The organism is Neisseria sp. HMSC068C04 (assembly GCF_001810105.1).
GTDB lineage: Bacteria > Pseudomonadota > Gammaproteobacteria > Burkholderiales > Neisseriaceae > Neisseria > Neisseria flavescens_B.
In genome coordinates this window covers 1-21,858 of the sequence record NZ_KV799896.1, presented here as the reverse complement: position 1 = coordinate 21,858, position 21,858 = coordinate 1, and the positions used below count along the sequence as shown (strand labels likewise).

General features: G+C 48.5%; 20 protein-coding genes and 1 pseudogene. 14 read left to right on the top strand and 7 right to left on the bottom strand.

The genetic code is table 11. The annotated features are described in order from the left end of the window. Nucleotides 1–138 precede the first annotated feature (138 nt). Complete coding sequence (locus HMPREF2700_RS00310; protein WP_070589107.1) at nucleotides 139–471, top strand: stress response protein; 333 nt, start codon at nucleotides 139–141, stop codon at nucleotides 469–471. Between the two features lie 51 nt (nucleotides 472–522). On the opposite strand, the gene HMPREF2700_RS00305 is transcribed toward HMPREF2700_RS00310, so the two are convergent. Together HMPREF2700_RS00305 and HMPREF2700_RS00300 are read right to left on the bottom strand one after the other, a co-directional pair. Continuing rightward, nucleotides 523–1,257: an epoxyqueuosine reductase QueH gene (locus HMPREF2700_RS00305; RefSeq protein ID WP_070589105.1), complete on the bottom strand. Its 735-nt coding sequence runs from the start codon at nucleotides 1,255–1,257 to the stop codon at nucleotides 523–525. A 112-nt stretch (nucleotides 1,258–1,369) separates the two neighbouring features. Further along, a complete protein-coding gene (locus HMPREF2700_RS00300) occupies nucleotides 1,370–2,806 on the bottom strand; it encodes a patatin-like phospholipase family protein (RefSeq protein ID WP_070589104.1) in 1,437 nt (478 codons plus the stop codon). Between the two features lie 140 nt (nucleotides 2,807–2,946). Between HMPREF2700_RS00300 and recO the strand changes: the two genes are divergently transcribed. From recO to HMPREF2700_RS00250, 10 genes are all read left to right on the top strand, one after another. After that, nucleotides 2,947–3,690, top strand: a complete 744-nt coding sequence (gene recO / locus HMPREF2700_RS00295; protein ID WP_070589101.1) for a DNA repair protein RecO — start codon at nucleotides 2,947–2,949, stop codon at nucleotides 3,688–3,690. Between the two features lie 68 nt (nucleotides 3,691–3,758). Next, on the top strand, nucleotides 3,759–4,487 hold the full coding sequence (pdxJ, locus tag HMPREF2700_RS00290; RefSeq protein WP_070589100.1) for a pyridoxine 5'-phosphate synthase: 729 nt from the start codon (nucleotides 3,759–3,761) through the stop codon (nucleotides 4,485–4,487). Nucleotides 4,488–4,575: 88 nt separating this feature from the next. After that, nucleotides 4,576–4,953 carry a holo-ACP synthase gene (acpS, locus tag HMPREF2700_RS00285; protein WP_003686416.1) on the top strand — a complete coding sequence of 126 codons (378 nt, stop codon included), beginning with the start codon at nucleotides 4,576–4,578 and terminating at the stop codon, nucleotides 4,951–4,953. Between the two features lie 153 nt (nucleotides 4,954–5,106). After that, nucleotides 5,107–5,910 (top strand): NUDIX domain-containing protein, encoded by an 804-nt coding sequence (locus tag HMPREF2700_RS00280; RefSeq protein WP_210389833.1) that lies wholly within the window; start codon nucleotides 5,107–5,109, stop codon nucleotides 5,908–5,910. Between the two features lies 1 nt (nucleotide 5,911). After that, nucleotides 5,912–6,334, top strand: coding sequence for a hypothetical protein (locus HMPREF2700_RS00275; protein ID WP_070589096.1), 423 nt, complete (start codon nucleotides 5,912–5,914; stop codon nucleotides 6,332–6,334). Between the two features lie 768 nt (nucleotides 6,335–7,102). After that, on the top strand, nucleotides 7,103–7,978 hold the full coding sequence (gene prpB, locus HMPREF2700_RS00270) for a methylisocitrate lyase (protein WP_002233567.1): 876 nt from the start codon (nucleotides 7,103–7,105) through the stop codon (nucleotides 7,976–7,978). 84 nt (nucleotides 7,979–8,062) lie between these two features. Then, complete coding sequence (prpC, locus tag HMPREF2700_RS00265) at nucleotides 8,063–9,217, top strand: bifunctional 2-methylcitrate synthase/citrate synthase (protein ID WP_070589094.1); 1,155 nt, start codon at nucleotides 8,063–8,065, stop codon at nucleotides 9,215–9,217. Between the two features lie 402 nt (nucleotides 9,218–9,619). Next, a complete protein-coding gene (acnD, locus tag HMPREF2700_RS00260; RefSeq protein ID WP_070589092.1) occupies nucleotides 9,620–12,226 on the top strand; it encodes a Fe/S-dependent 2-methylisocitrate dehydratase AcnD in 2,607 nt (868 codons plus the stop codon). 117 nt (nucleotides 12,227–12,343) lie between these two features. After that, nucleotides 12,344–13,513 (top strand): 2-methylaconitate cis-trans isomerase PrpF, encoded by a 1,170-nt coding sequence (gene prpF, locus HMPREF2700_RS00255; protein WP_070589090.1) that lies wholly within the window; start codon nucleotides 12,344–12,346, stop codon nucleotides 13,511–13,513. A 212-nt stretch (nucleotides 13,514–13,725) separates the two neighbouring features. Further along, nucleotides 13,726–14,937 carry an acetate kinase gene (locus HMPREF2700_RS00250; RefSeq protein ID WP_070589088.1) on the top strand — a complete coding sequence of 404 codons (1,212 nt, stop codon included), beginning with the start codon at nucleotides 13,726–13,728 and terminating at the stop codon, nucleotides 14,935–14,937. A gap of 74 nt (nucleotides 14,938–15,011) precedes the next feature. Here HMPREF2700_RS00250 and purM read toward each other — a convergent pair whose 3' ends face one another. Continuing rightward, on the bottom strand, nucleotides 15,012–16,046 hold the full coding sequence (purM, locus tag HMPREF2700_RS00245; protein WP_070589086.1) for a phosphoribosylformylglycinamidine cyclo-ligase: 1,035 nt from the start codon (nucleotides 16,044–16,046) through the stop codon (nucleotides 15,012–15,014). A gap of 202 nt (nucleotides 16,047–16,248) precedes the next feature. On the opposite strand from purM, the gene HMPREF2700_RS00240 reads away from it, so the two are divergent. After that, complete coding sequence (locus tag HMPREF2700_RS00240; RefSeq protein WP_070589084.1) at nucleotides 16,249–17,319, top strand: AI-2E family transporter; 1,071 nt, start codon at nucleotides 16,249–16,251, stop codon at nucleotides 17,317–17,319. A 66-nt stretch (nucleotides 17,320–17,385) separates the two neighbouring features. Beyond that, nucleotides 17,386–18,102 carry an S-methyl-5'-thioinosine phosphorylase gene (locus tag HMPREF2700_RS00235; protein ID WP_070589082.1) on the top strand — a complete coding sequence of 239 codons (717 nt, stop codon included), beginning with the start codon at nucleotides 17,386–17,388 and terminating at the stop codon, nucleotides 18,100–18,102. Between the two features lie 46 nt (nucleotides 18,103–18,148). On the opposite strand, the gene HMPREF2700_RS00230 is transcribed toward HMPREF2700_RS00235, so the two are convergent. The 3 genes from HMPREF2700_RS00230 to HMPREF2700_RS00220 form a co-directional block, all read right to left on the bottom strand. Further along, nucleotides 18,149–18,643 carry a hypothetical protein gene (locus HMPREF2700_RS00230; RefSeq protein ID WP_070589126.1) on the bottom strand — a complete coding sequence of 165 codons (495 nt, stop codon included), beginning with the start codon at nucleotides 18,641–18,643 and terminating at the stop codon, nucleotides 18,149–18,151. Nucleotides 18,644–18,788: 145 nt separating this feature from the next. Next, a complete protein-coding gene (locus HMPREF2700_RS00225; protein WP_070589076.1) occupies nucleotides 18,789–19,223 on the bottom strand; it encodes a hypothetical protein in 435 nt (144 codons plus the stop codon). Next, the gene (locus HMPREF2700_RS00220; protein WP_049330891.1) at nucleotides 19,216–20,523 is read right to left on the bottom strand and encodes a homoserine dehydrogenase; all 1,308 of its coding nucleotides are present in this window, start codon (nucleotides 20,521–20,523) and stop codon (nucleotides 19,216–19,218) included. Before HMPREF2700_RS00220 ends, HMPREF2700_RS00225 begins: the two co-directional genes overlap by 8 nt. A 207-nt stretch (nucleotides 20,524–20,730) precedes the next feature. Between HMPREF2700_RS00220 and HMPREF2700_RS00215 the strand changes: the two genes are divergently transcribed. Continuing rightward, complete coding sequence (locus HMPREF2700_RS00215; RefSeq protein ID WP_070589074.1) at nucleotides 20,731–21,105, top strand: Mth938-like domain-containing protein; 375 nt, start codon at nucleotides 20,731–20,733, stop codon at nucleotides 21,103–21,105. Between the two features lie 193 nt (nucleotides 21,106–21,298). Here HMPREF2700_RS00215 and HMPREF2700_RS00210 read toward each other — a convergent pair. Further along, nucleotides 21,299–21,858: pseudogene (locus HMPREF2700_RS00210) on the bottom strand (hypothetical protein); the annotation flags it as partial.

The following is a 21,858-nucleotide window of genomic DNA, read 5'->3' as shown; positions in this document are numbered from 1 at the left end:
TGTTAAATTTTGCAAAGCAAGAAGGATAATGTCGTAATTGATGACAATCGCCTGTCATGCAACACATTAGGCGGTTTGTTGATGTATCAGACGAGGCATATAATGGAAGAACTATCCGACCTAAACTGGGAGCGAATCATGTTGACACTGAAAACTTTAGGTTCTGCACTGACAGTGGTTGCCGTATTGAGCTTGGGTACTTATTCTGCCGAAGTGGCGGCCAAACCGCATGGCCATCATGTGAGCAAACACCAGCAGGCGAAGAAAAACAAATTGCATCCTGCTTGTAAGAGATACCTTGAGCGCCGTGCCGCTTGGTATCGCTATAAAGGCAACAAGGCTGAGTTGAGAGAAAACCGTAAAGCGGCAAAAGCGTTCCGCGGTTTGCCTTATGCCGAGCAAAAAATTCAATGCCAAGCTGCTTATCAAGCATTTGATGATTTTGATCACGGCAAATTCCGCCGCCGTTAATCGTCTGATTTAATCAAAGGCCGTCTGAATGTTTCAGACGGCCTTTGATTTTTATTTCTCAACAATGATTTTGTTTTCAGCTTGAGGCTCGTATTGGGTAGATTCATCACCGTAATACAACACGCCCAGCTTGATGGGGATGCGGCCTTGTGATTTGCGGTGGGCATTGGAGTCGCGCAGGGAATAGGCGCATCCGCAGTATTCTTGTTGGTAGAAATGTTCGCGTTTGCTGATTTCAATCATGCGTGCACTACCGCCGCCTTTGCGCCAGTTGAAATCCCAATAAACCAGGTCATCGTAGGGCTTGGCAGCGCGATGGCCGCAGCCGTTGATCTGTTTCATGTCTTTCCAGCGTGAAATGCCCAGTGAGCTGGTGAAAACATGAAAGCCGTTTTCATGGGCGTATTGTGCCGCTTTTTCAAAACGCATGTCGAAACACATGGTACAGCGGATACCGCGTTCGGGTTCGAATTCCATGCCTTTGGCTTTGGCGAACCATTCTTTGCGGTCGTTTTCGTAGTCGTCGTCTTTATCGACAAAAGGGATGCCGAATTTGTCCGCAAAGCGCATGTTTTCTTCTTTGCGCAACATATATTCTTTGTGCGGATGGATATTTGGGTTGTAAAAATAAATGGTGTAGTCGATGCCGCTGGCAAGCATGGCTTCCATCACTTCGCCGGAACATGGGGCGCAGCAGGAATGCAGCAGAACTTTTTTATGGCCGCCCGGCGGAACGAGAATAGGGCGGTCAATATCGGTAACGATGGGAGTGTTTAATTCGGTCATGGTTGGATTCTATTTATTGTTAAGTGTTTCAGACGGCCTTGGATATCGAGGCCGTCTGAAATATAAGATGAAGCAGATATTTTAACAGAGCTACACTTAATGGAACAGTTTGCTACTGCTTTTTCTTTTCGTTCAAGGGCTTGAACTCTTGCGCATCCGGAGGCGGGGCTGCGAAGATGGTGTCTGGATTGGGGTGTGCCGCAAATTCTGCCAGCAGGTTGCGATAGTCCAGCGACTGCTTCATCAGTTCGGCAGCGGCGGTACGCAGATTGTCCACGTCTTCCGGCGGCAGATAGAAACTGGTCGGAATATTCAATACCTTGTCCCTCAGCTGGGACGGCGGAAGGTCTCTGAGATTCAGGCTGACGAAAGAGAAATAGATGTCTTCGTTCTGCTTGTCTTTGTTCCATTGGTCGACAAAAGCCCTGAAGCGGCGCAAAGACTCTTGCGAATGTTGGTCGATCGGGATATTCACGATGGCGGAAATGACATCGCGGAGGCCTGGTACGGCTGCGCTTTTATCCAAATCGCTGCTGACTTCGTTTTGGGCATTGACGTTGATGACGACAATATGGCGGATTTTGTTTTGTTTGATTTTGTGCGTCAGAATTTTTTCAGGATACATCTCCGTCATGTCCAAAAGGTTGCGCATGCCCAGATTGTCGGTCAAGCCGCCGTCGATAAGGTGGATGTAGGGACGGTTTTTGCTGTCGCTGTATTTTTGGAAACGCTCGAGAAATTCTTTTCGGGTTTGCAGTTGTTTTTTACCGGCTTCGCTGTCGGAGACAAGTTGCAGCGGCGGCGTGTATTGGCAATGGCCGCCGTTGTTATTAAGCGTAATCGGTGCAAACACCATAGGAACGGAGCTTGACGCGGCGACGGCACGGGCAAGTCGCAAGTCGCCCAAGTCGATACACATCGGGTCGAAATATTCTTGCGTAAAATTAAAACGCTCACCTATGCCCATATCGGTGGCGGAAATGATGGCAAACGGGCCTTTGGCATTTTTTTCCAAATCGCGGAAAGTGGTTTTGCCGAAAAGGTAGTTTTCAAACTGCTCCTGTAATAGATCGCCGCGGCCGTATTCAGGCGAGGCCAGTCGGGGCAGATTGGACATGGAAAAGGCTTGTTTGACAACTTGGCGTTGGAAGTTTTGGTGTAGGAAATGTTTATAAAACAGCGGAATGGTTTCTTCGCCCTTGAGTGCAAAGTACGCCGCCAAAACCGAGCCGCCGGATACGCCGACCACCACATCGACATGCGACATCAAAGATTGTTTTTTGCCGCCGATGGTAATCTGTTGCTTATGAAGCTGCTCCAACACGCCATAACCCAAGGCCGCCGCGCGCGTGCCACCGCCGGAGAACATCAACACAATAAGCGTATCGTCTTCGTCGTTGCGCTGAAGCCGGCTGGTTTCAAAGCGGTAGCCACGTTGCAGGTCGACCGTATCAATACTGGCGATAGGCTGATATTTCACCAGCGAGCAGGCGGATAATAGGGTTGCGGAGAGCAGGGAAAGGGCGGATTTAAAAGGAAATTTCGGCATAAACACAGGAAAGTCGGTTGTTCATTCAAAACGGATTATAAAGGTTTTCAGACGGCCTTTATAGAAGGCGGATTTTCAGACGGCCTTTTTGCGTCGATTTTCCGTTATAATCGACACAATCTTTATCTTTCCAAACCCTTATGGCGCAACCAAACCGCATCAACCACGAACCTATCTTTCTGCTTGCTTCCGCCCCGTGGCGCGAGAGCAGCTTGTGGGTGGAGGCTTTCAGCCGCCGTTATGGGCGGGTGGCTTTGTTGGCCAGAAGCGCGCGTAAACGGCAGAGTGAATTGAGGGGCGTGTTGGTGCCGTTTGTACCGGTGAGTGCGTCTTGGTATGGTTCGCAAGAGTTGAAGACTCTGCATCGCGCCGAATGGATAGGCGGGTGGCCGCAGCCGCAGGGCAGGGCTTTGTTCAGCGGATTGTATGTGAACGAGTTGATGCTGAAGTTGACCGTCCGCGAAGACCCGTTGCCCGAGCTTTACGATGTTTTGGCGGAAACCATGAAAACCATTTGTTGCGAGGCCAACCACATTGCCGCTTTGCGCCGTTTTGAATGGTCGCTGTTGACACGCTTGGGCTTTGCCCCCGATTTGTTCCATGACGGTAACGGCAATGAAATCAACGGCGAAGAAACTTATTGGCTCACACCGGAAGAGGCTGTGGTGCCCTTGGCCGAGGCCGACCGTTTCCATGCGCTCAATAAGGGTGTTGCCGTATTGGGTGCGACGTTAATCGATTTTAGGGAAGGCAGTTTCGTTCATCAGGAAAGTCTGGGTCAGGCTTTGAAAGTAACGCGGCTTTTGATTGACAACCTTCTGCCCGAGGGCATCAAGTCTCGGCAGGTTTTGCAGCAGTTGCAGCAGTTTGGTTTGGGCAGTTGAATTTTTTCAGACGGCCTTTGATAGGTAATGACTCAGGCCGTCTGAAACCTTAAAGAAAGGACATTATTATGTTGTTAGGCGTAAACATCGACCATATTGCCACCGTCCGCAATGCGCGCGGTACGATTTATCCCAGCCCTGTCGAAGCGGCGCTGATTGCGGAAACCCACGGTGCAGATTTGATTACCATGCACTTGCGTGAAGACCGCCGCCATATTAAAGATGCGGACGTGTTCGCCGTTAAAAACGCTATCCGCACGCGCCTGAATTTGGAAATGGCGCTGACGGAAGAAATGCTGGAAAACGCGCTCAACGTCATGCCGGAAGATGTGTGCCTTGTGCCTGAAAAACGTCAAGAAGTGACCACCGAAGGCGGTTTGGACGTATTGGCGCAACAAGATAAAGTGGCCGAATTCACCAAAATCCTGACCGACGCAGGCATCCGCGTGTCCTTGTTTATCGATGCCGACAACGCGCAAATCCAAGCCGCTTATGATGTCGGTGCGCCCGTTATCGAGTTGCACACCGGTGCGTATGCCGATGCGCACAGCCACGCCGAGCAAATGAAACAATTCGAGCGGATTCAAAACGGCGCGCATTACGCCAGCGATTTGGGTTTGGTCGTCAACGCCGGACACGGCCTGACCATTCACAACGTTACGCCGATCGCTCAAATTCTCGCCATCCGCGAGCTGAACATCGGCCATTCGCTGATTTCCCAAGCACTCTTCCTCGGCCTGCCAGAAGCTGTCCGCCAGATGAAGGAAGTCATGTTCAGAGCCAGAATGCTGCCTTAACGGCATCAGCCATACCGGCTAAGGCAATTGGCTTTGGCTGGTATCCACACTTTCAGACGGCCTGACTATTTAAACAAGGAGCAGACCCATGATTTACGGAATCGGTACAGACATTGTTTCCCTCAAACGCATTATCCGCCTGAACAAAAAATTCGGACTGGCATTTGCGCAACGCATTCTCAGCCCGGAAGAGCTGTTGGAGTTTCCACAGGCAGGCAAACCGGTCAACTATCTTGCCAAACGCTTTGCTGCCAAAGAGGCTTTTGCCAAAGCCGTCGGTACGGGCATACGCGGCGTGGTGTCTTTCCGCAATATCGGTGTCGGACATGACGCATTGGGCAAACCTGAATTGTTTTTTGCACCGGCTTTGACCAAATGGCTGGAAGAACAGGGTATCCGAAGCTGTCATCTTAGTATGAGCGATGAAGAGGATACCGTTATGGCTTTTGTCATTGCGGAAAAATAAGGCCGGATTTAAGTAGTCTGAAATAGAAAATCCTTTTCAGACGGCCTGAAGGGTTAGGTATTTGTTGAAGGTCGGGCGTATAGGCCCGACATCGTTTTTTTACGCATAAATCGGTAGGTGTCACTGCCTGCCGCATATAAGAATAATCTCATGATGACTGAAGACACACGTCCATTGGTGCAAGTGGTTGCCGGAATTTTGCTCGACCAAAACGGCCGCTACCTGCTCAGTTCCCGCCCAGAGGGCAAGCCGTATGCCGGCTATTGGGAATTTGCCGGCGGCAAGGTTGAGGCAGGCGAAAGCGATTTTCAAGCCTTGCAGCGCGAGTTTGAAGAAGAGCTCGGCATCCGTATCCTTGCCGCTACGCCGTGGCTGACCAAAGTCCATTCCTACGAACACGCACATGTACGCCTGCATTTTTTATGGGTGGAAACCGACCAATGGACGGGCGAAATCCAATCAAGGGAAGGGCAGAAATGGGCATGGCAAAAGGCAGGGGATTTTACCGTTGCGCCGATGTTGCCTGCCAATAGCGCATTGTTACGTTCCCTCTCCATTCCGCGCCAGCTTCAAGGCCGTCTGAAAAGCGGCTTGAGCGGTCAAAACAGCATGGGCGAATATCATGTTGCGCCGTATCTGTCGGCTCAGCATCAAACCGCCTCTGCCGTATTGCTGGATTTTGCCGATTGGCAACAAGGCAAGCCGATAGAAGCGTCCAGTATGTGGCCAGTCATTGAAAACGCCGAACAATGGCAGCAGGTGCAAAATGCCGATGCTGTCGTATGGAAAGTAGCAAATGAAGCGGCAGCCAAGCAAGTTGTCGATATTTTGGCGCAAGGCGTGGCTATGCCGCTGATTGTAGCTGCTCCGGAAAGCATGGTTTCCATTTATCGCGAACAGTGGCAGAGCATGGGTGTGCATGCTGTTTTGACCGATAATGACATTGAGGCCGTCTGAAATGAGTAAAAATCAAAAACTACTGATTGCCGCTGTTTTACTGATTGTGTTTGCGACGGCCAAACTGCTGCTTTTGGATTGGTGGCAGCGGCAACAGTCAAAAGCGAATGTAGTCGAATGTAATCTGACACAAGGCTGCGTCCTGCCTGACGGTTCAAAAGTGCGAGCGACCTCCATCAATACACACGAGCCTTTCGATATTGTGGTGGAGAATGTGCCGAAGAATACGGGCGCGGTCAGTATCAGTTTCAGTATGAAAAACATGGACATGGGCTTCAACCGCTACAATCTGACGCAACAATCGCCGCAAAGTTGGCAGGCTGCGCAAGTCCGCTTGCCGTTTTGCGTCGAAGGCCGCCATGATTACACTGCCGACATTACCATTGGCAAACAGACTTTTCAGACGGAATTTAGTGCAGAGTAGTCATCATGCAAAGGTCGTCTGAAAATTTAAAGGCAAAAATTTTAATTTTTTCAGACGGTATATTTAAAAGTTCTTTATAAATGAATCAATTATAAATTATTTTTAGATAGATTGTTTACAATTATTCTGACTATCAGCCAAAAGTACAAAAACGGACAGAAGCTAGGCCACATAAGGATTTGATGTGGTACAACCTGTCCGTTTTTTACATTTGTTGCAAAAAAATCGTTTATTAATAACTGAATTTTTTATAATTTTTTTGAAAAAAGTGTTTGACAAGACCGGTTTTATTTTTTAAATTTGTTTCCATAAATAAAAACTACATCGCACTACAAAGGAACATCATCATGAATCTGTATCAAATCACTCTCTCTTGTTATAGATTTTCTCCCATCTCTGCCGCTCCCGTCGCCGCCAGCTTATTGGCAGTCCCGACGGTCTGAAGGCTCTCAACCCGAATCCAGTTTCCGCATTCCTACAAACTTTTCGGGTTTTAATATATCTGTATCCCCAGCAGCCATTCATATATTGATTAATAAAAATTAAAAAACGTATACCTCCGCTTCAGCCTTATTGTATTTATTGCTTTTGATAACTATTTGTATTTATTGATTTTAAATTTTTAGATGGTTGATAACTGAAAATTTACATGCCGTCTGAAAACAGTTTTTTAGAACGATTGTTTCTTTTTAAACGGTTCGTTTTAAGTTGTGAAAAAAACGAGCCGTCCGATTCATACTGATAAAAAGTCTATAAAGGAGAAATATGATGAGTCAACACTCTGCCGGAGCACGTTTCCGCCAAGCAGTGAAAGAATCGAATCCTCTTGCCGTCGTCGGTTGCGTCAATGCTTACTTTGCACGATTGGCCACCCAAAGCGGTTTCAAAGCAATCTATCTGTCTGGCGGCGGCGTGGCAGCCTGCTCTTGCGGTATCCCTGATTTGGGTATTACCACAATGGAAGACGTGCTGATTGACGCGCGACGCATTACGGACAACGTAGACACGCCTTTGCTGGTGGACATCGATGTGGGTTGGGGCGGTGCATTCAATATTGCCCGTACCATTCGTAACTTTGAACGCGCTGGTGTTGCAGCGGTTCACATCGAAGATCAGGTAGCGCAAAAACGCTGCGGCCACCGTCCGAACAAAGCCATCGTTTCTAAAGATGAAATGGTTGACCGTATCAAAGCTGCCGTAGATGCCCGAGTTGATGAGAACTTTGTGATTATGGCCCGTACCGATGCGCTGGCGGTAGAAGGTTTGGATGCCGCTATCGAACGCGCCCAGGCTTGTGTCGAAGCCGGTGCAGACATGATTTTCCCTGAAGCCATGACCGATTTGAAAATGTACCGCCAATTTGCAGATGCAGTGAAAGTACCTGTATTGGCCAACATTACCGAGTTTGGCTCCACTCCGCTTTATACCCAAAGCGAGCTGGCTGAAAACGGCGTGTCGCTGGTTCTGTATCCACTGTCATCGTTCCGTGCAGCAAGCAAAGCCGCTCTGAATGTTTATGAAGCGATTATGCGCGATGGCACTCAGGCCGCAGTGGTTGACACTATGCAAACCCGTGCCGAGCTGTACGAGCATCTGAACTATCATGCCTTCGAGCAAAAACTGGATAAATTGTTTCAAAAATAAGTAACCGCTTTCAGACGGCCTTTCAACAAATCCGCATCGGTCGTCTGAAAAAATAAAACCCATAAAATACAAAGGAGAAATACCATGACTGAAACTACTCAAACCCCGACTTTCAAACCTAAAAAATCCGTTGCGCTTTCTGGTGTTGCGGCCGGCAATACCGAATTGTGTACCGTTGGCCGTACCGGCAACGATTTGAGCTATCGCGGTTACGACATTCTGGACTTGGCACAAAAATGCGAGTTTGAAGAAGTCGCCTACCTGCTGATTCACGGCCATCTGCCCAACAAATTTGAGCTGGCCGCTTATAAAACCAAGCTCAAATCCATGCGCGGCCTGCCTATCCGTGTGATCAAAGTTTTGGAAAGTCTGCCTGCACATACCCATCCGATGGACGTGATGCGTACCGGCGTATCCATGCTGGGCTGCGTTCATCCTGAACGTGAAAGCCATCCGGAAAGCGAAGCGCGCGACATCGCCGACAAACTGATCGCCAGCCTCGGCAGCATCTTGCTGTACTGGTATCAATATTCGCACAACGGCAAACGCATTGAAGTTGAAAGCGACGAAGAGACCATCGGCGGTCATTTCTTGCACCTGTTGCACGGCAAACGCCCAAGCGAATCACACATCAAAGCCATGCACGTTTCACTGATTCTGTATGCAGAACACGAGTTCAACGCTTCTACCTTTACCGCCCGCGTGATTGCCGGTACAGGCTCTGATATGTACTCCTGCATTACCGGTGCAATCGGTGCGTTGAAAGGTCCGAAACACGGCGGTGCGAACGAAGTGGCTTACGATATTCAAAAACGCTACCGCAATGCCGACGAAGCCGAAGCCGACATCCGCGAACGCATCGGCCGCAAAGAAATCGTGATCGGTTTCGGTCATCCGGTGTACACCATTTCCGACCCTCGCAACGTGGTCATTAAAGAAGTGGCACGCGGTTTGAGTAACGAAACCGGCGATATGCGCCTCTTTGACATTGCCGAACGCTTGGAGAGCGTGATGTGGGAAGAGAAAAAAATGTTCCCGAATCTGGACTGGTTCTCTGCCGTTTCCTACCAAAAATTGGGCGTACCGACTGCTATGTTCACACCGCTGTTCGTAATTTCCCGTACAACCGGCTGGGCGGCACACGTTCTCGAGCAGCGCAAAGACGGCAAAATCATCCGTCCGAGCGCAAACTACACAGGCCCTGAAGATTTGGCATTCGTGGAGATTGAAAACCGCTAATACGCGTAACAGCAGGGTGGGTCGCCTGCCCGCCCTATCTCGAAATGCCGTTTGAAAACAATGAATAAATGATGTTTTCGTTTTTCGACGGCCTAGTGCAGTATGCGAGAGAGAGAGCCGGCCGTTTGGAAAACATGCTGCTCTGCTGTCGTCATTCCCATACAGGCAGAAATTCAAAAGTTGAAATGTTCTGCTGTAAAGAGTGCTGAAAGATTTAAGTTTGGATTTCCGTCTATACGGGAATGATGGTAGCGGAGCAGCAATTTTTTTTCATACCGCGAATAGATTTCAGACAACAAGCAATAAAACAGAATTTATGGTTTCAGACGGCCTGAAGGTCCGAATCAATAGGCCGTCTGAAACCCCAAAACCAAAAAAAAGAATAGATTTAGGAGAACCGACATGACTGCCAACCAACGCTACCGCAAAGCTTTGCCCGGTACGGATTTGGAATATTACGACGCGCGTCAGGCGTGTGAAGACATCAAACCAGGCTCTTACGACAAGCTGCCTTATACGAGCCGTATCTTGGCTGAGAACTTGGTCAACCACGCAGACAAAGTCGACCTGCCTACACTACAAAGCTGGCTGGGTCAGCTGATTGAGGGAAAACAGGAAATCGACTTCCCTTGGTATCCGGCGCGCGTGGTGTGTCACGATATTCTGGGTCAGACAGCGTTGGTGGATTTGGCAGGCCTGCGCGATGCGATTGCCGAAAAAGGCGGCGATCCTTCCAAAGTGAATCCGGTCGTGCAAACCCAGCTCATCGTCGACCACTCTCTGGCCGTTGAATGCGGCGGTTACGATCCTGATGCCTTCCGCAAAAACCGCGAAATTGAAGACAGACGTAACGAAGACCGTTTCCACTTCATCAACTGGACAAAAACCGCGTTTGAAAATGTGGACGTGATTCCGGCGGGCAACGGCATTATGCACCAAATCAACTTGGAAAAAATGTCGCCGGTTGTCCAAGTCAAAAACGGTGTGGCATTCCCTGATACCTGTGTCGGTACTGACTCACATACGCCGCACGTCGATTCATTGGGCGTGATTTCCGTAGGCGTGGGCGGTTTGGAAGCCGAAACCGTGATGTTGGGCCGTGCATCCATGATGCGTCTGCCTGATATTGTCGGCGTTGAGCTGACCGGCAAACGCCAGCCGGGCATTACTGCCACCGACATCGTGTTGGCACTGACCGAATTCTTGCGTAAAGAGCGCGTGGTTGGCGCATTTGTCGAATTCTTCGGTGAGGGCGCAAGAAGCCTGTCTATCGGCGACCGTGCCACTATTTCCAACATGACCCCTGAGTTCGGCGCGACTGCCGCGATGTTCGCTATTGATGAGCAAACCATTGATTATTTGAAACTGACTGGTCGCGACGACGCGCAAGTGAAATTGGTAGAAATCTACGCCAAAACCGCAGGCTTGTGGGCAGATGCCTTGAAAACCGCCGTTTATCCGCGCGTATTGAAATTTGATTTAAGCAGCGTAACACGCAATATGGCAGGCCCAAGTAACCCGCATGCCCGTTTTGCAACTGCCGATTTGGCCAGCAAAGGCTTGGCAAAACCTTATGAAGAGCCTTCAGACGGCCAAATGCCTGACGGTGCAGTGGTTATTGCCGCAATTACTTCATGTACCAATACTTCCAATCCGCGCAACGTTGTCGCCGCCGCGCTGTTGGCACGCAATGCCAACCGCCTCGGCTTGCAACGCAAACCTTGGGTGAAATCTTCGTTTGCCCCGGGTTCAAAAGTAGCCGAAATCTATTTGAAAGAAGCAGGCCTGCTGCCTGAAATGGAAAAACTCGGCTTCGGTATCGTTGCCTTTGCATGTACCACCTGTAACGGCATGAGCGGCGCGCTGGATCCGAAAATCCAGCAGGAAATCATCGACCGCGATTTGTACGCTACCGCCGTATTGTCCGGCAACCGCAACTTCGACGGCCGTATCCATCCGTATGCGAAACAGGCTTTCCTCGCTTCGCCTCCGTTGGTCGTTGCCTACGCGCTGGCAGGCAGCATCCGTTTCGATATTGAAAACGACGTACTCGGCGTTGCAGACGGCAAAGAAATCCGCCTTAAAGATATTTGGCCTACCGATGAAGAAATCGATGCCATCGTTGCCGAATATGTGAAACCGCAACAATTCCGCGACGTTTATATCCCGATGTTCGACACCGGCACAGCGCAAAAAGCACCAAGCCCGCTGTACGACTGGCGTCCAATGTCCACCTATATCCGCCGCCCACCTTACTGGGAAGGCGCACTGGCAGGGGAACGCACATTAAGAGGTATGCGTCCGCTGGCGATTTTGCCCGACAACATCACCACCGACCATCTCTCGCCATCCAATGCGATTTTGGCCAGCAGTGCCGCAGGCGAATATTTGGCAAAAATGGGTTTGCCTGAAGAAGACTTCAACTCTTACGCAACCCACCGCGGCGACCACCTTACCGCCCAACGCGCAACCTTCGCCAATCCGAAACTGTTTAACGAAATGGTGAGAAACGAAGACGGCAGCGTACGCCAAGGTTCGCTGGCACGCGTTGAACCTGAAGGTCAAGTGATGCGTATGTGGGAAGCCATCGAAACCTATATGAACCGTAAACAGCCGCTCATCATCATTGCCGGTGCGGACTACGGTCAAGGCTCAAGCCGCGACTGGGCTGCAAAAGGCGTACGCCTTGCCGGTGTGGAAGCGATTGTTGCCGAAGGCTTCGAGCGTATCCACCGCACCAACTTGATCGGTATGGGCGTATTGCCGCTGCAATTCAAACCGGGTACCAACCGCCACACCCTGCAACTGGACGGTACGGAAACCTACGACGTTGTCGGCGAACGCAAACCGCGCTGCGACCTGACCCTCGTGATTCACCGTAAAAATGGCGAAACCGTCGAAGTTCCGGTTACTTGCCGCCTCGATACCGCAGAAGAAGTGTTGGTATATGAAGCCGGTGGCGTATTGCAACGGTTTGCACAAGACTTTTTAGAAGGAAATGCAGCGTAAGGTAAATTGGGCATAGTCAAAATGCCCGGGCTACGCTCAAAAAGGTTTTCAGACGGCCTCGAATGTTTGAGAGGCCGTCTGAAAAAACCATACTAGAAATACAAAGGAGAACTCAAAATGCCGCAAATTAAAATTCCAGCCGTTTACTACCGCGGCGGTACATCTAAAGGCATTTTCTTCAAACGTACCGATCTGCCGGCCGCTGCGCAGGAAGCAGGCGAGGCACGCGACAAAATCCTCTTGCGCGTACTCGGCAGCCCCGACCCTTACGGCAAACAGATTGACGGTTTGGGTAACGCCAGTTCGTCCACCAGCAAAGCCGTGATTTTGGATAAATCCGAACGCGACGATCACGATGTCGATTATTTGTTCGGACAAGTTTCCATCGACAAACCTTTTGTCGATTGGAGCGGCAACTGCGGCAATCTGACCGCCGCCGTGGGCGCATTTGCCATCGAACAAGGCTTGGTCGATAAATCCAAAATTCCTTCAGACGGCCTGTGTACCGTCAAAATCTGGCAGAAAAACATCGGCAAAACCATTATTGCCCATGTACCGATGCAAAACGGCGCAGTTTTGGAAACAGGCGATTTTGAGCTTGACGGCGTAACGTTTCCGGCAGCCGAAGTACAAATCGAATTTCTTGATCCAGCCGACGGCGAAGGCAGTATGTTCCCAACCGGCAATTTGGTCGATGAAATTGATGTGCCGAATATAGGCCGTCTGAAAGCTACGCTTATTAATGCCGGCATTCCAACCATTTTCCTGAATGCCGCAGATTTGGGCTACACAGGCAAAGAGTTGCAAGACGACATCAACAACGATGCCGCGGCTCTGGAAAAATTTGAAACCATCCGCGCGTATGGTGCGCTGAAAATGGGTTTGATCAGCGACGTATCCGAAGCCGCCACCCGAGCCCATACTCCGAAAGTCGCTTTTGTCGCTCCGGCGGCCGATTACACCGCTTCAAGCGGCAAAACCGTCAAAGCTGCCGACATTGACTTATTGGTACGCGCGCTGAGCATGGGCAAATTGCACCACGCCATGATGGGCACCGCTTCAGTTGCCATCGCTACCGCCGCCGCCGTGCCCGGAACGCTGGTTAACCTTGCAGCTGGAGGCGGAGCGCGTAAAGAAGTCCGTTTCGGTCATCCGTCAGGCACACTGCGTGTCGGTGCCGCCGCCGAATGTCAGGACGGACAATGGACAGCCACCAAAGCGGTCATGAGCCGTAGCGCACGCGTGATTATGGAAGGACAAGTCCGAGTGCCGGAAGATTGCTTTTAAGTTTTCAGACGGCCAAGCCATTAAACAAGGCCGTCTGAAAACCAAATAAGCAGATTTTAGTCAGGTAGCGATACCTGCAATGGAGATTAGGATTGGGCATGAAGCCTGACTAAACACCAAACCAAAGGCAATCTGGAAAGCTCTCAAATGTTTTTGCTCTTTTCAGACGGCCTGAAACCAAAAAACAATCAAAAATTCAAAGGAGAAACACCATGTCCAACCAACTCATTCTTGTTCTGAACTGCGGCAGCTCTTCACTTAAAGGTGCCGTTATCGACCGTAAAAACGGTAAAGTTCTCTTAAGCTGTCTCGGCGAACGTTTGGGTACGCCCGAAGCAGTCATTACGTTCAGCAAAGACGGCAAAAAATGCCAAACAGCTTTGACCAGCCGTAACGATCATGCCGGTGCCGTAGGTATGCTGTTGAAAGAGCTTGAAAAACACGGCCTGCACGACCGTATTAAAGCCATTGGTCACCGTATTGCCCACGGCGGCGAAAAATACAGCGAGTCTGTTTTGATCGACCAAGCGGTAATGGACGAGCTCAATGCCTGCATTCCGCTCGCTCCGCTACACAACCCTGCCAATATCAACGGCATTTTGGCTGCACAAGAGCATTTCCCAGGCCTGCCCAATGTCGGCGTGATGGATACTTCATTCCACCAAACCATGCCCGAGCGTGCCTACACTTATGCCGTTCCGCGCGAATTGCGTAAAAAATACGCTTTCCGCCGCTACGGTTTCCACGGTACCAGTATGCGTTACGTCGCCCCTGAAGCTGCACGCATCTTGGGCAAACCGTTGGAAGATATCCGCATGATTATTGCCCACTTAGGCAACGGCGCATCCATTACCGCCATTAGAAACGGCAAATCCGTTGACACCAGTATGGGCTTCACGCCGATCGAAGGCTTGGTAATGGGTACGCGCTGCGGAGACATCGACCCGGGCGTATACAGCTATCTGACTTCACACGCCGGTTTGGATGTTGCACAAGTTGATGAAATGCTGAACAAAAAATCAGGCTTGCTCGGTATTTCCGAACTCTCCAACGACTGTCGTTCTTTGGAAATCGCCGCGGACGAAGGCCATGAAGGCGCACGCTTGGCTCTGGAAGTCATGACTTACCGCCTTGCCAAATATATTGCTTCGATGGCTGTGGCTTGTGGCGGCGTTGACGCGCTCGTGTTTACCGGCGGTATCGGTGAAAACTCGCGTAATATCCGCGCTAAAACCGTTTCATATCTTGATTTCTTGGGTCTGCACATCGACACCAAAGCCAATATGGACAAACGCTACGGCAACTCCGGTATCATCAGTCCGACAGGTTCTATGCCTGCTGTTTTGGTCGTTCCAACCAATGAAGAGCTGATGATTGCCCACGATACTGCTCAGTTGGCCGGCTTTATGGAAGAAGTAGGCTAGGGTGGAGATTTTCTTAGACCATAAACAATAAAAAGTGCGGATTCATCATCCGCACTTTTTTAATTACATCTCAATCAAGCTACTTGGGTTTGATGCTCGTCACCGTTGCGCTCACGAACTACGCCCAAACGGTAAACGGTTTCGCCTTGTTCGCTTAAGAATGCTTGTACCGCATCGGCATCTTCTTTGGCAATGATAACGACCATGCCGATACCGCAGTTGAATGTACGGTACATTTCTTGGGTTTCCACATTGCCTGCTTTTTGCAGCCATTGGAACAGTTTAGGCAATTCCCACGCTTTGGCATCGATTTGTGCAACGGTATTTTCAGGCAAAACGCGAGGTACGTTTTCGGTAATGCCGCCGCCGGTAATATGGGCCATGCCTTTAATGGTGAATTTTTCCAAAGCGGCAAGGATAGGTTTCACATACAGGCGGGTAGGGGCGATGATGGCTTCGCGCAAGGTTTTGCCGTTGTCGAATTCCGCGTCCAAATCTGGATTGTCACGCTCGATGATTTTGCGTACCAAAGAGTAGCCGTTGGAGTGTGCGCCGTTGGAAGCCAAGCCCAAAACAACGTCTCCGGCCTGAATGCTGCGGCCGTTGATGACGCGTTCTTTTTCAACTACACCGACGGCAAAACCGGCCAAGTCGTATTCGCCTTCGGGATACATGCCCGGCATTTCGGCAGTTTCACCGCCAATCAAAGCGCAACCTGATTCTTCGCAGCCTTGGGCAATGCCTTTAATCACATCAGTCGCGCGGGCAACGTTCAGCTTGCCGCAAGCGAAATAGTCCAAGAAGAACAAAGGTTCTGCACCTTGAACCAAAATATCGTTGACGCTCATGGCAACCAAATCGATGCCGACAGTATCGTGTTTGTCCCAGTCGAATGCCAGTTTCAGCTTGGTGCCGACGCCGTCCGTACCGGAAACCAATACCGGATTTTTGTATTTTTTGCCGATTTCGACCAAAGCGCCGAAACCGCCCAAATCACCTAACACTTCAGGGCGCATAGTACGCTTGGCAAAAGGTTTGATGTTTTCGACCAGTTGATCGCCTGCGTCGATATCCACGCCTGCGTCACGATAACTCAAAGAAGTGCTCATTGGATTTCCTTATTCGGGTATGGGTAGATTGTCGGAGCGTATTTTATCTTAAATTGGAGGATTCAGGCTGAATTTTTTGGCATTATTGTTAACAATTTTATTTTATCTTAATAGCCGCCTCGCTTTCAGACGGCCTTTGTGAATCTGTTATACTGCTTATTTATTTTGAAAACCTTAAGCATCAACTGGGGAACACCTTTTTATGTATCAAAAGAAAGCGCGCAGTGTAAAACCGTGGATTATTATGGCTTGCGTTGTCGCAGCCTTTATTTGGCTTTTATATGCCTTGGGCGATGTTTTGACGCCGTTTATCGTGGCCGCCGTTTTGGCCTATGTTTTGAATCCCTTGGTCGAGTGGCTGCAATTGAAGCGTATCCGTCGCGCGCTGGCCTCTATGATTATTATGGCACTGGCTTTGCTGATATTGCTGTCGTTGGTACTGATTATCGTGCCTATGTTGTTGAACCAGTTTAACAATCTGGCCGAACGCCTGCCGCAAATCGTGGGCTTTGTTCAAAACAAACTGATGCCGTGGCTCAACAGCGTCAGCGGGGATTATATTCAAATCGATCAAGAATCAATCATCGCATGGTTGCAGTCTCACACGGGTGAGTTGAGCAATACGCTCAAAGCATGGATTCCTACCTTGATGCGTCAAAGTGGCAACGTCATCAGCGGCGTCAGCAATTTGGTGTTGTTGCCTTTGCTGCTGTATTACTTCTTATTGGATTGGAAACGCTGGTCTTCCGGAATCAGCAAATTGGTTCCACGCCGTTTTATCGAGACCTACACGCGTATCAGCGGCAATATGGATGAAGTTTTAGGCGAGTTTCTGCGCGGCCAGCTGATGGTTATGATGATTATGGGCTTGGTTTATGGCTTGGGCTTGATGCTGGTCGGTTTGGATTCTGGCTTTGCCATCGGTATGATTGCCGGTATTTTGGTATTTATTCCGTATTTGGGTGCATTTACCGGCCTTTTGCTGGCAACAGTTGCCGCGCTTTTGCAATATGGCTCATGGCAGGGGTTGTTGATGGTCTGGGCTGTATTCGGTGTCGGCCAATTCTTGGAAAGCTTTTTCATTACGCCAAAAATCGTCGGCGACCGCATCGGTTTGTCTCCGTTCTGGGTGATTTTCTCGTTGATGGCTTTCGGACAGCTGATGGGTTTTGTCGGTATGCTTGCAGGCCTGCCGCTTGCAGCCGTCACGTTGGTTTTATTGCGTGAAGGCGCATCTGCCTATTTCGGCAGCCATTTCTACAAACATAAATAAATCAATAATATTAAGGCCGTCTGAAATACAAGTTTCAGACGGCCATTGATAACAAAGGAAGTCTATATGTTAGCCATTATCGGCGGCAGCGGTTTGACCAAACTGCCGGAACTCGAAATTACAGAACGAAAAATCGTACGCACTCCATACGGCTTAACCAGCAGCCCTATTTTGTTCGGCAGGTTGGGGCGCTTGGATATTGTTTTCCTTGCTCGACATGGCTTCAGCCATACCATCGCGCCGCATGAAATCAACTACCGCGCCAATATCTGGGCGTTACACTCTTTAGGCGTTGAAAACATCATTGCCATTTCTTCAGTCGTCGGTATCAATCCCGATTTTGAAAACGGCAGTCTGGTGTTGCCGGACGATTTGATCGACTATACCTATGGCCGTAAAGATACTTTTTTTGAAGGCCAAGAATGCCCTGTCATCCATACCGATTTTTTCAACCCTTATTGCGATGAATTGCGACAAGAATTGTTGAATATCACGAAAGCGCACAATGTGCCGATTTACGACTCTGCCGTTTATGGCTGCCTGCAAGGCCCGCGCCGTCCAACTCGCGCAGAAATCGCCCGTTATCGACGTGACGGCGTAGATGTACTCGGTATGACCGGCATGCCCGAAGCCGTTTTGGCCAGAGAGTTAAAAATGGCCTATGCCCACTTTTGCAGCGTCAGCAGCATTGATTGCTTTGATAGCGGAGTAGGGACTGAGGGCTGTAATGAACAGACTTTTATGGCGATGACGAAAATCCGACAATTATTGAATGGTTTGTAACTGATAATGCCGTCTGAAATGATGTTTTCAGACGGCATTGTTTTATTTAAGAAGCCGTTTCACGCGCCCAATGGGGCAGGGAGGCTTTTTGTTTGCGGAACGAGGCAAGTTTCATGCCCCGACATTTTTCAAAAATCAATTCGACCCCACTTTGTAGCTGTAAAATCAAATTGGTATGCGTTTCCGTTTTAATAAAGTCAATATTGCGTTGCACCAAGCGCTGAATGACGGCATAAACATCAAGGCAGTCATTTGCAAAAAACCACGGATTCAACTTTACCCAACGGCCGCCGCTTAATGCAGCATCAGGCTGAAAATCAGCACGAATCTGTGTCAGCCGATTGTCGGAGAAATGCAGTTCGATATCGCCATAAAGCCAAATATTCCAGCCATTTTGCACCAACAAGCCTTTAGGGACGCAATCAGGCGCAGGAAACATCTGCAAAATAGACTCTGCCGATTGTCCGATTTCCAGATAGTCAAATCGGCCGGTATACAAAAAATCATAAATATCAACGGCAATAGGAAAGTGGTAGTGCATGGCAACAACCATAGAAAAGCAATTAACCAAGCTATCTTAAACTTAAAATATAATGAAATCAATTCTTATTACTATTTATTCAATATAAGAAAGGCCGCCTGGAATTTCAGACGGCCTTGTAGCTTTGGTTTAAACCGATATTGGTTTACTCAGCCTTTAAATCAGCCACGCATTGCTTATCGCGTGCCTCAAAAGCTTCCGCTCCACCCAAGAGCTTGAGTTGCTCCTCAGGGCTAATTTTGCCGAAGTTTCGGATTTGCTCGTCAGAGAGTTTGCTCAAAGGCTGATCCCACATGCAGACACAATAGTCTTGAGCCAATTTCTCGTTTTGCGGATCCAAACCTTTTGCCTTCAAATCAGCTTGCCATTTTTCAGCAAAAGGAATGTTTTTCACGCAAGATTCCACCACATTTTGTTTCATCTGAGGCTTGTTCATGGCGCATTGTGAGAGCAGGGCGGTCAGAGCCAGCAAAGACAAAATAATCCATGCCCAAATGCGGATGGTGCGGATTTTTGCCTTGGCTTTTTTTCTGGCTGTCAGTTGCTCTTCAGACGGCCTTTCCGTTTGTTGCTCAGTCATGCAGGCTTTCCATGCGGATCATGGTGATCGGAGCATCCACGCAGCTCAGTGCTTCAATCGCTGCGATAGCGCGTTTAACATTGTGTTCCACTGTTGTGTGGGTCAGAATCACGATTTCAGCAGTACTTTGATTAATCACGCCTTTTTGAATCAGAGCCTCGATAGAAACATTTTCTTTGGCCAAGAGTGCAGCAATTTGACCTAAAGTGCCCGGTTCGTCAGTTGCTTGAACGCGCAGATAGTAGCTGCTGGTAATTTCATCCATAGGCAAAATATTTTGCGCTTGAACTTGTGAAGGTTGGAATGCCAAGTGAGGAACACGATGGTCAGTTTCTGCTTCAATCAGGCGGGCGATATCAATGATATCGGCAACTACGGCAGAGGCAGTTGGCAATGCACCGGCACCTGCACCGTAATACAAGGTTTCACCAACCATATCGGCATTGACGCGGACAGCATTCATCACGCCGTTAACGTTAGCCAGCAGACGGCTTTCAGGAATCAGAGTAGGGTGTACACGCAACTCGATGCCTTTGTCGGTTTTACGGGTAATACCCAACAATTTGATACGGTAGCCAAGTTCTTCAGCATATTTGATATCGCGGCTGTCGAGTTTGCTGATACCTTCCAAATAGCAGGCAGAAAAGTTCATTGGCGTACCAAATGCCAATGCACTCATAATCGTAATTTTATGGCCGGCATCATGACCTTCGATATCAAAAGTAGGGTCAGCTTCTGCATAGCCCAAAGCCTGAGCCTCTTTCAATACGTCTGCAAACGCGCTGCCTTTTTCACGCATTTCAGTAAGAATAAAGTTGCTGGTACCATTAATAATACCGGCAATACTGCGGATTTGGTTTGCAGCCAAGCCTTCACGCAAAGCCTTGATAATAGGGATACCGCCGGCAACAGCAGCTTCAAACTGCACCATGACATTTTTTTCTTCCGCCAAAGGGAAAATTTCATTGCCGTATTCAGCCAGCAGTTTTTTATTGGCAGTAACAATGTGTTTGCCGTTTTCAATTGCTTTCAAAACCGCATCTTTGGCAATACCGGTACCACCAAACAATTCCACAACAACATCAACATCTTGATGTTGAACCAGCTCAAACGGATCTTTGATAAAAGCAGCATTCGGGCAAATTTGTTTGGCTTTTTCTTCGCTCAAATCACAAACAGCAGAAATACGGACTTCACGTCCCAAACGGCGGCTGATTTCCGCAGCGTTGTCCTGCAATACAGTAGCCGTACCGCCACCGACTGTACCCAAACCTAAAAGACCGATATTTACTGGCTTCATTGTGTCTCCTTTTGAGCCGATACTTTAAAATAATCACGAAAAACCAAGGCTTGTTATAATCGCTCGCAATCGTAAATTCTGAGCAAAGCATCAATGCACAAGGTCAAACGTTGAATCCTACCTGATATTGCTTGATTTTGCACCTTTTTTTGCAAGTTTCCCAAGTCCGTCTGAAAAATCGTTCTACCATAAAAACAGGAATTGCCAATGAAAATCACAGAAAACCATATCGATGAAGCCGCATCATTTTTTTCATCCTCACAAGGCATATTGCAAATCGGGGAACAAACATACTCAGAACCCATTTTCTGGCAAGATGGTAAAGTGAGCATTATTCCTCAAACAACCATCGAAGAATTAAACGAACAAATTTTTATATCAACAATTGAAACAGTAGAAAACCGTCCAGAAGTCATTATCATAGGTACAGGAGCAAAACAAAAATTTCTGCATCCCAAAATTGCTGCAGCCTTATCAGCCTACGGAATCGGCTTCGAATGCATGAACACAGCCTCAGCTTGCCGAACTTTAGTTTTACTGCAAGGAGAAGAACGAAGCACATGGGCTTGGTTGTGGCCATAATTTGTAGAAAAAACTATTGCATCATACTAGTCTAAGTTCGCATAATTTATATTATGTTAAATTCATATACCTAGTATTGTAGTCTATTAATTACAGTTTCTCTTAATTCTACAACCACTTACAGTATTCAAAAACAAAGGTCGTCTGAAATCTTAGACGACCTTTTGTTCTACACTACATCAACGTTCACCCTTTAAAACTTGGGTTCTTTCTGTAAATAAGGCAGTAAATCGGGATCCTGATAGCCCTCATCGATTTTATAACCCTTGCTGACCAGCATGGCCTCCTCTTTTTTACGTTTTGCCAATTCTATGTTTCGGTAGCGTTGCCAGTATTCCGGCAGGCTGGAGTTGATTTTATCTATTTCTTCTTGAAGTTTATCGATATCATAACCGTCAGGGATAAACGTGTGATATATGTCATTTCGGGTGCTGTGGCGTGCGGTCGTAAATGAAATCCGCATCATATACTGCCCCCATTCTTTAAAACTTAATGTTTTATTGATGTCATCTAAATCTTCTTGGTCTTTGACGGTTGAGTCAAATGAAAGAGTCATTTCAACACCATCTAAATAAAAGTATGCGAAAATGGCTCGTTGTCTTATCACACTATACCATGTATTAAAATCGGGAACTGTACCGGGATCGTTAATTTCGCCCAAGCCAAAATTTTCTTCATCTTGGAAATATCTGATGGCATCTTTACCTGTCAGCCGAGGACTGGATAAATAAATATAACGTTGCCAGCCACTGT

Bases quoted from the DNA above. Each gene is read 5' to 3' on its own strand.
- HMPREF2700_RS00310 (WP_070589107.1), top strand. From the start codon at position 139: ATGTTGACACTGAAAACTTTAGGTTCTGCACTGACAGTGGTTGCCGTA.
- HMPREF2700_RS00305 (WP_070589105.1), bottom strand. From the start codon at position 1,257: ATGACCGAATTAAACACTCCCATCGTTACCGATATTGACCGCCCTATT.
- HMPREF2700_RS00300 (WP_070589104.1), bottom strand. From the start codon at position 2,806: ATGCCGAAATTTCCTTTTAAATCCGCCCTTTCCCTGCTCTCCGCAACC.
- recO (WP_070589101.1), top strand. From the start codon at position 2,947: ATGGCGCAACCAAACCGCATCAACCACGAACCTATCTTTCTGCTTGCT.
- pdxJ (WP_070589100.1), top strand. From the start codon at position 3,759: ATGTTGTTAGGCGTAAACATCGACCATATTGCCACCGTCCGCAATGCG.
- acpS (WP_003686416.1), top strand. From the start codon at position 4,576: ATGATTTACGGAATCGGTACAGACATTGTTTCCCTCAAACGCATTATC.
- HMPREF2700_RS00280 (WP_210389833.1), top strand. From the start codon at position 5,107: ATGACTGAAGACACACGTCCATTGGTGCAAGTGGTTGCCGGAATTTTG.
- HMPREF2700_RS00275 (WP_070589096.1), top strand. From the start codon at position 5,912: ATGAGTAAAAATCAAAAACTACTGATTGCCGCTGTTTTACTGATTGTG.
- prpB (WP_002233567.1), top strand. From the start codon at position 7,103: ATGAGTCAACACTCTGCCGGAGCACGTTTCCGCCAAGCAGTGAAAGAA.
- prpC (WP_070589094.1), top strand. From the start codon at position 8,063: ATGACTGAAACTACTCAAACCCCGACTTTCAAACCTAAAAAATCCGTT.
- acnD (WP_070589092.1), top strand. From the start codon at position 9,620: ATGACTGCCAACCAACGCTACCGCAAAGCTTTGCCCGGTACGGATTTG.
- prpF (WP_070589090.1), top strand. From the start codon at position 12,344: ATGCCGCAAATTAAAATTCCAGCCGTTTACTACCGCGGCGGTACATCT.
- HMPREF2700_RS00250 (WP_070589088.1), top strand. From the start codon at position 13,726: ATGTCCAACCAACTCATTCTTGTTCTGAACTGCGGCAGCTCTTCACTT.
- purM (WP_070589086.1), bottom strand. From the start codon at position 16,046: ATGAGCACTTCTTTGAGTTATCGTGACGCAGGCGTGGATATCGACGCA.
- HMPREF2700_RS00240 (WP_070589084.1), top strand. From the start codon at position 16,249: ATGTATCAAAAGAAAGCGCGCAGTGTAAAACCGTGGATTATTATGGCT.
- HMPREF2700_RS00235 (WP_070589082.1), top strand. From the start codon at position 17,386: ATGTTAGCCATTATCGGCGGCAGCGGTTTGACCAAACTGCCGGAACTC.
- HMPREF2700_RS00230 (WP_070589126.1), bottom strand. From the start codon at position 18,643: ATGCACTACCACTTTCCTATTGCCGTTGATATTTATGATTTTTTGTAT.
- HMPREF2700_RS00225 (WP_070589076.1), bottom strand. From the start codon at position 19,223: ATGACTGAGCAACAAACGGAAAGGCCGTCTGAAGAGCAACTGACAGCC.
- HMPREF2700_RS00220 (WP_049330891.1), bottom strand. From the start codon at position 20,523: ATGAAGCCAGTAAATATCGGTCTTTTAGGTTTGGGTACAGTCGGTGGC.
- HMPREF2700_RS00215 (WP_070589074.1), top strand. From the start codon at position 20,731: ATGAAAATCACAGAAAACCATATCGATGAAGCCGCATCATTTTTTTCA.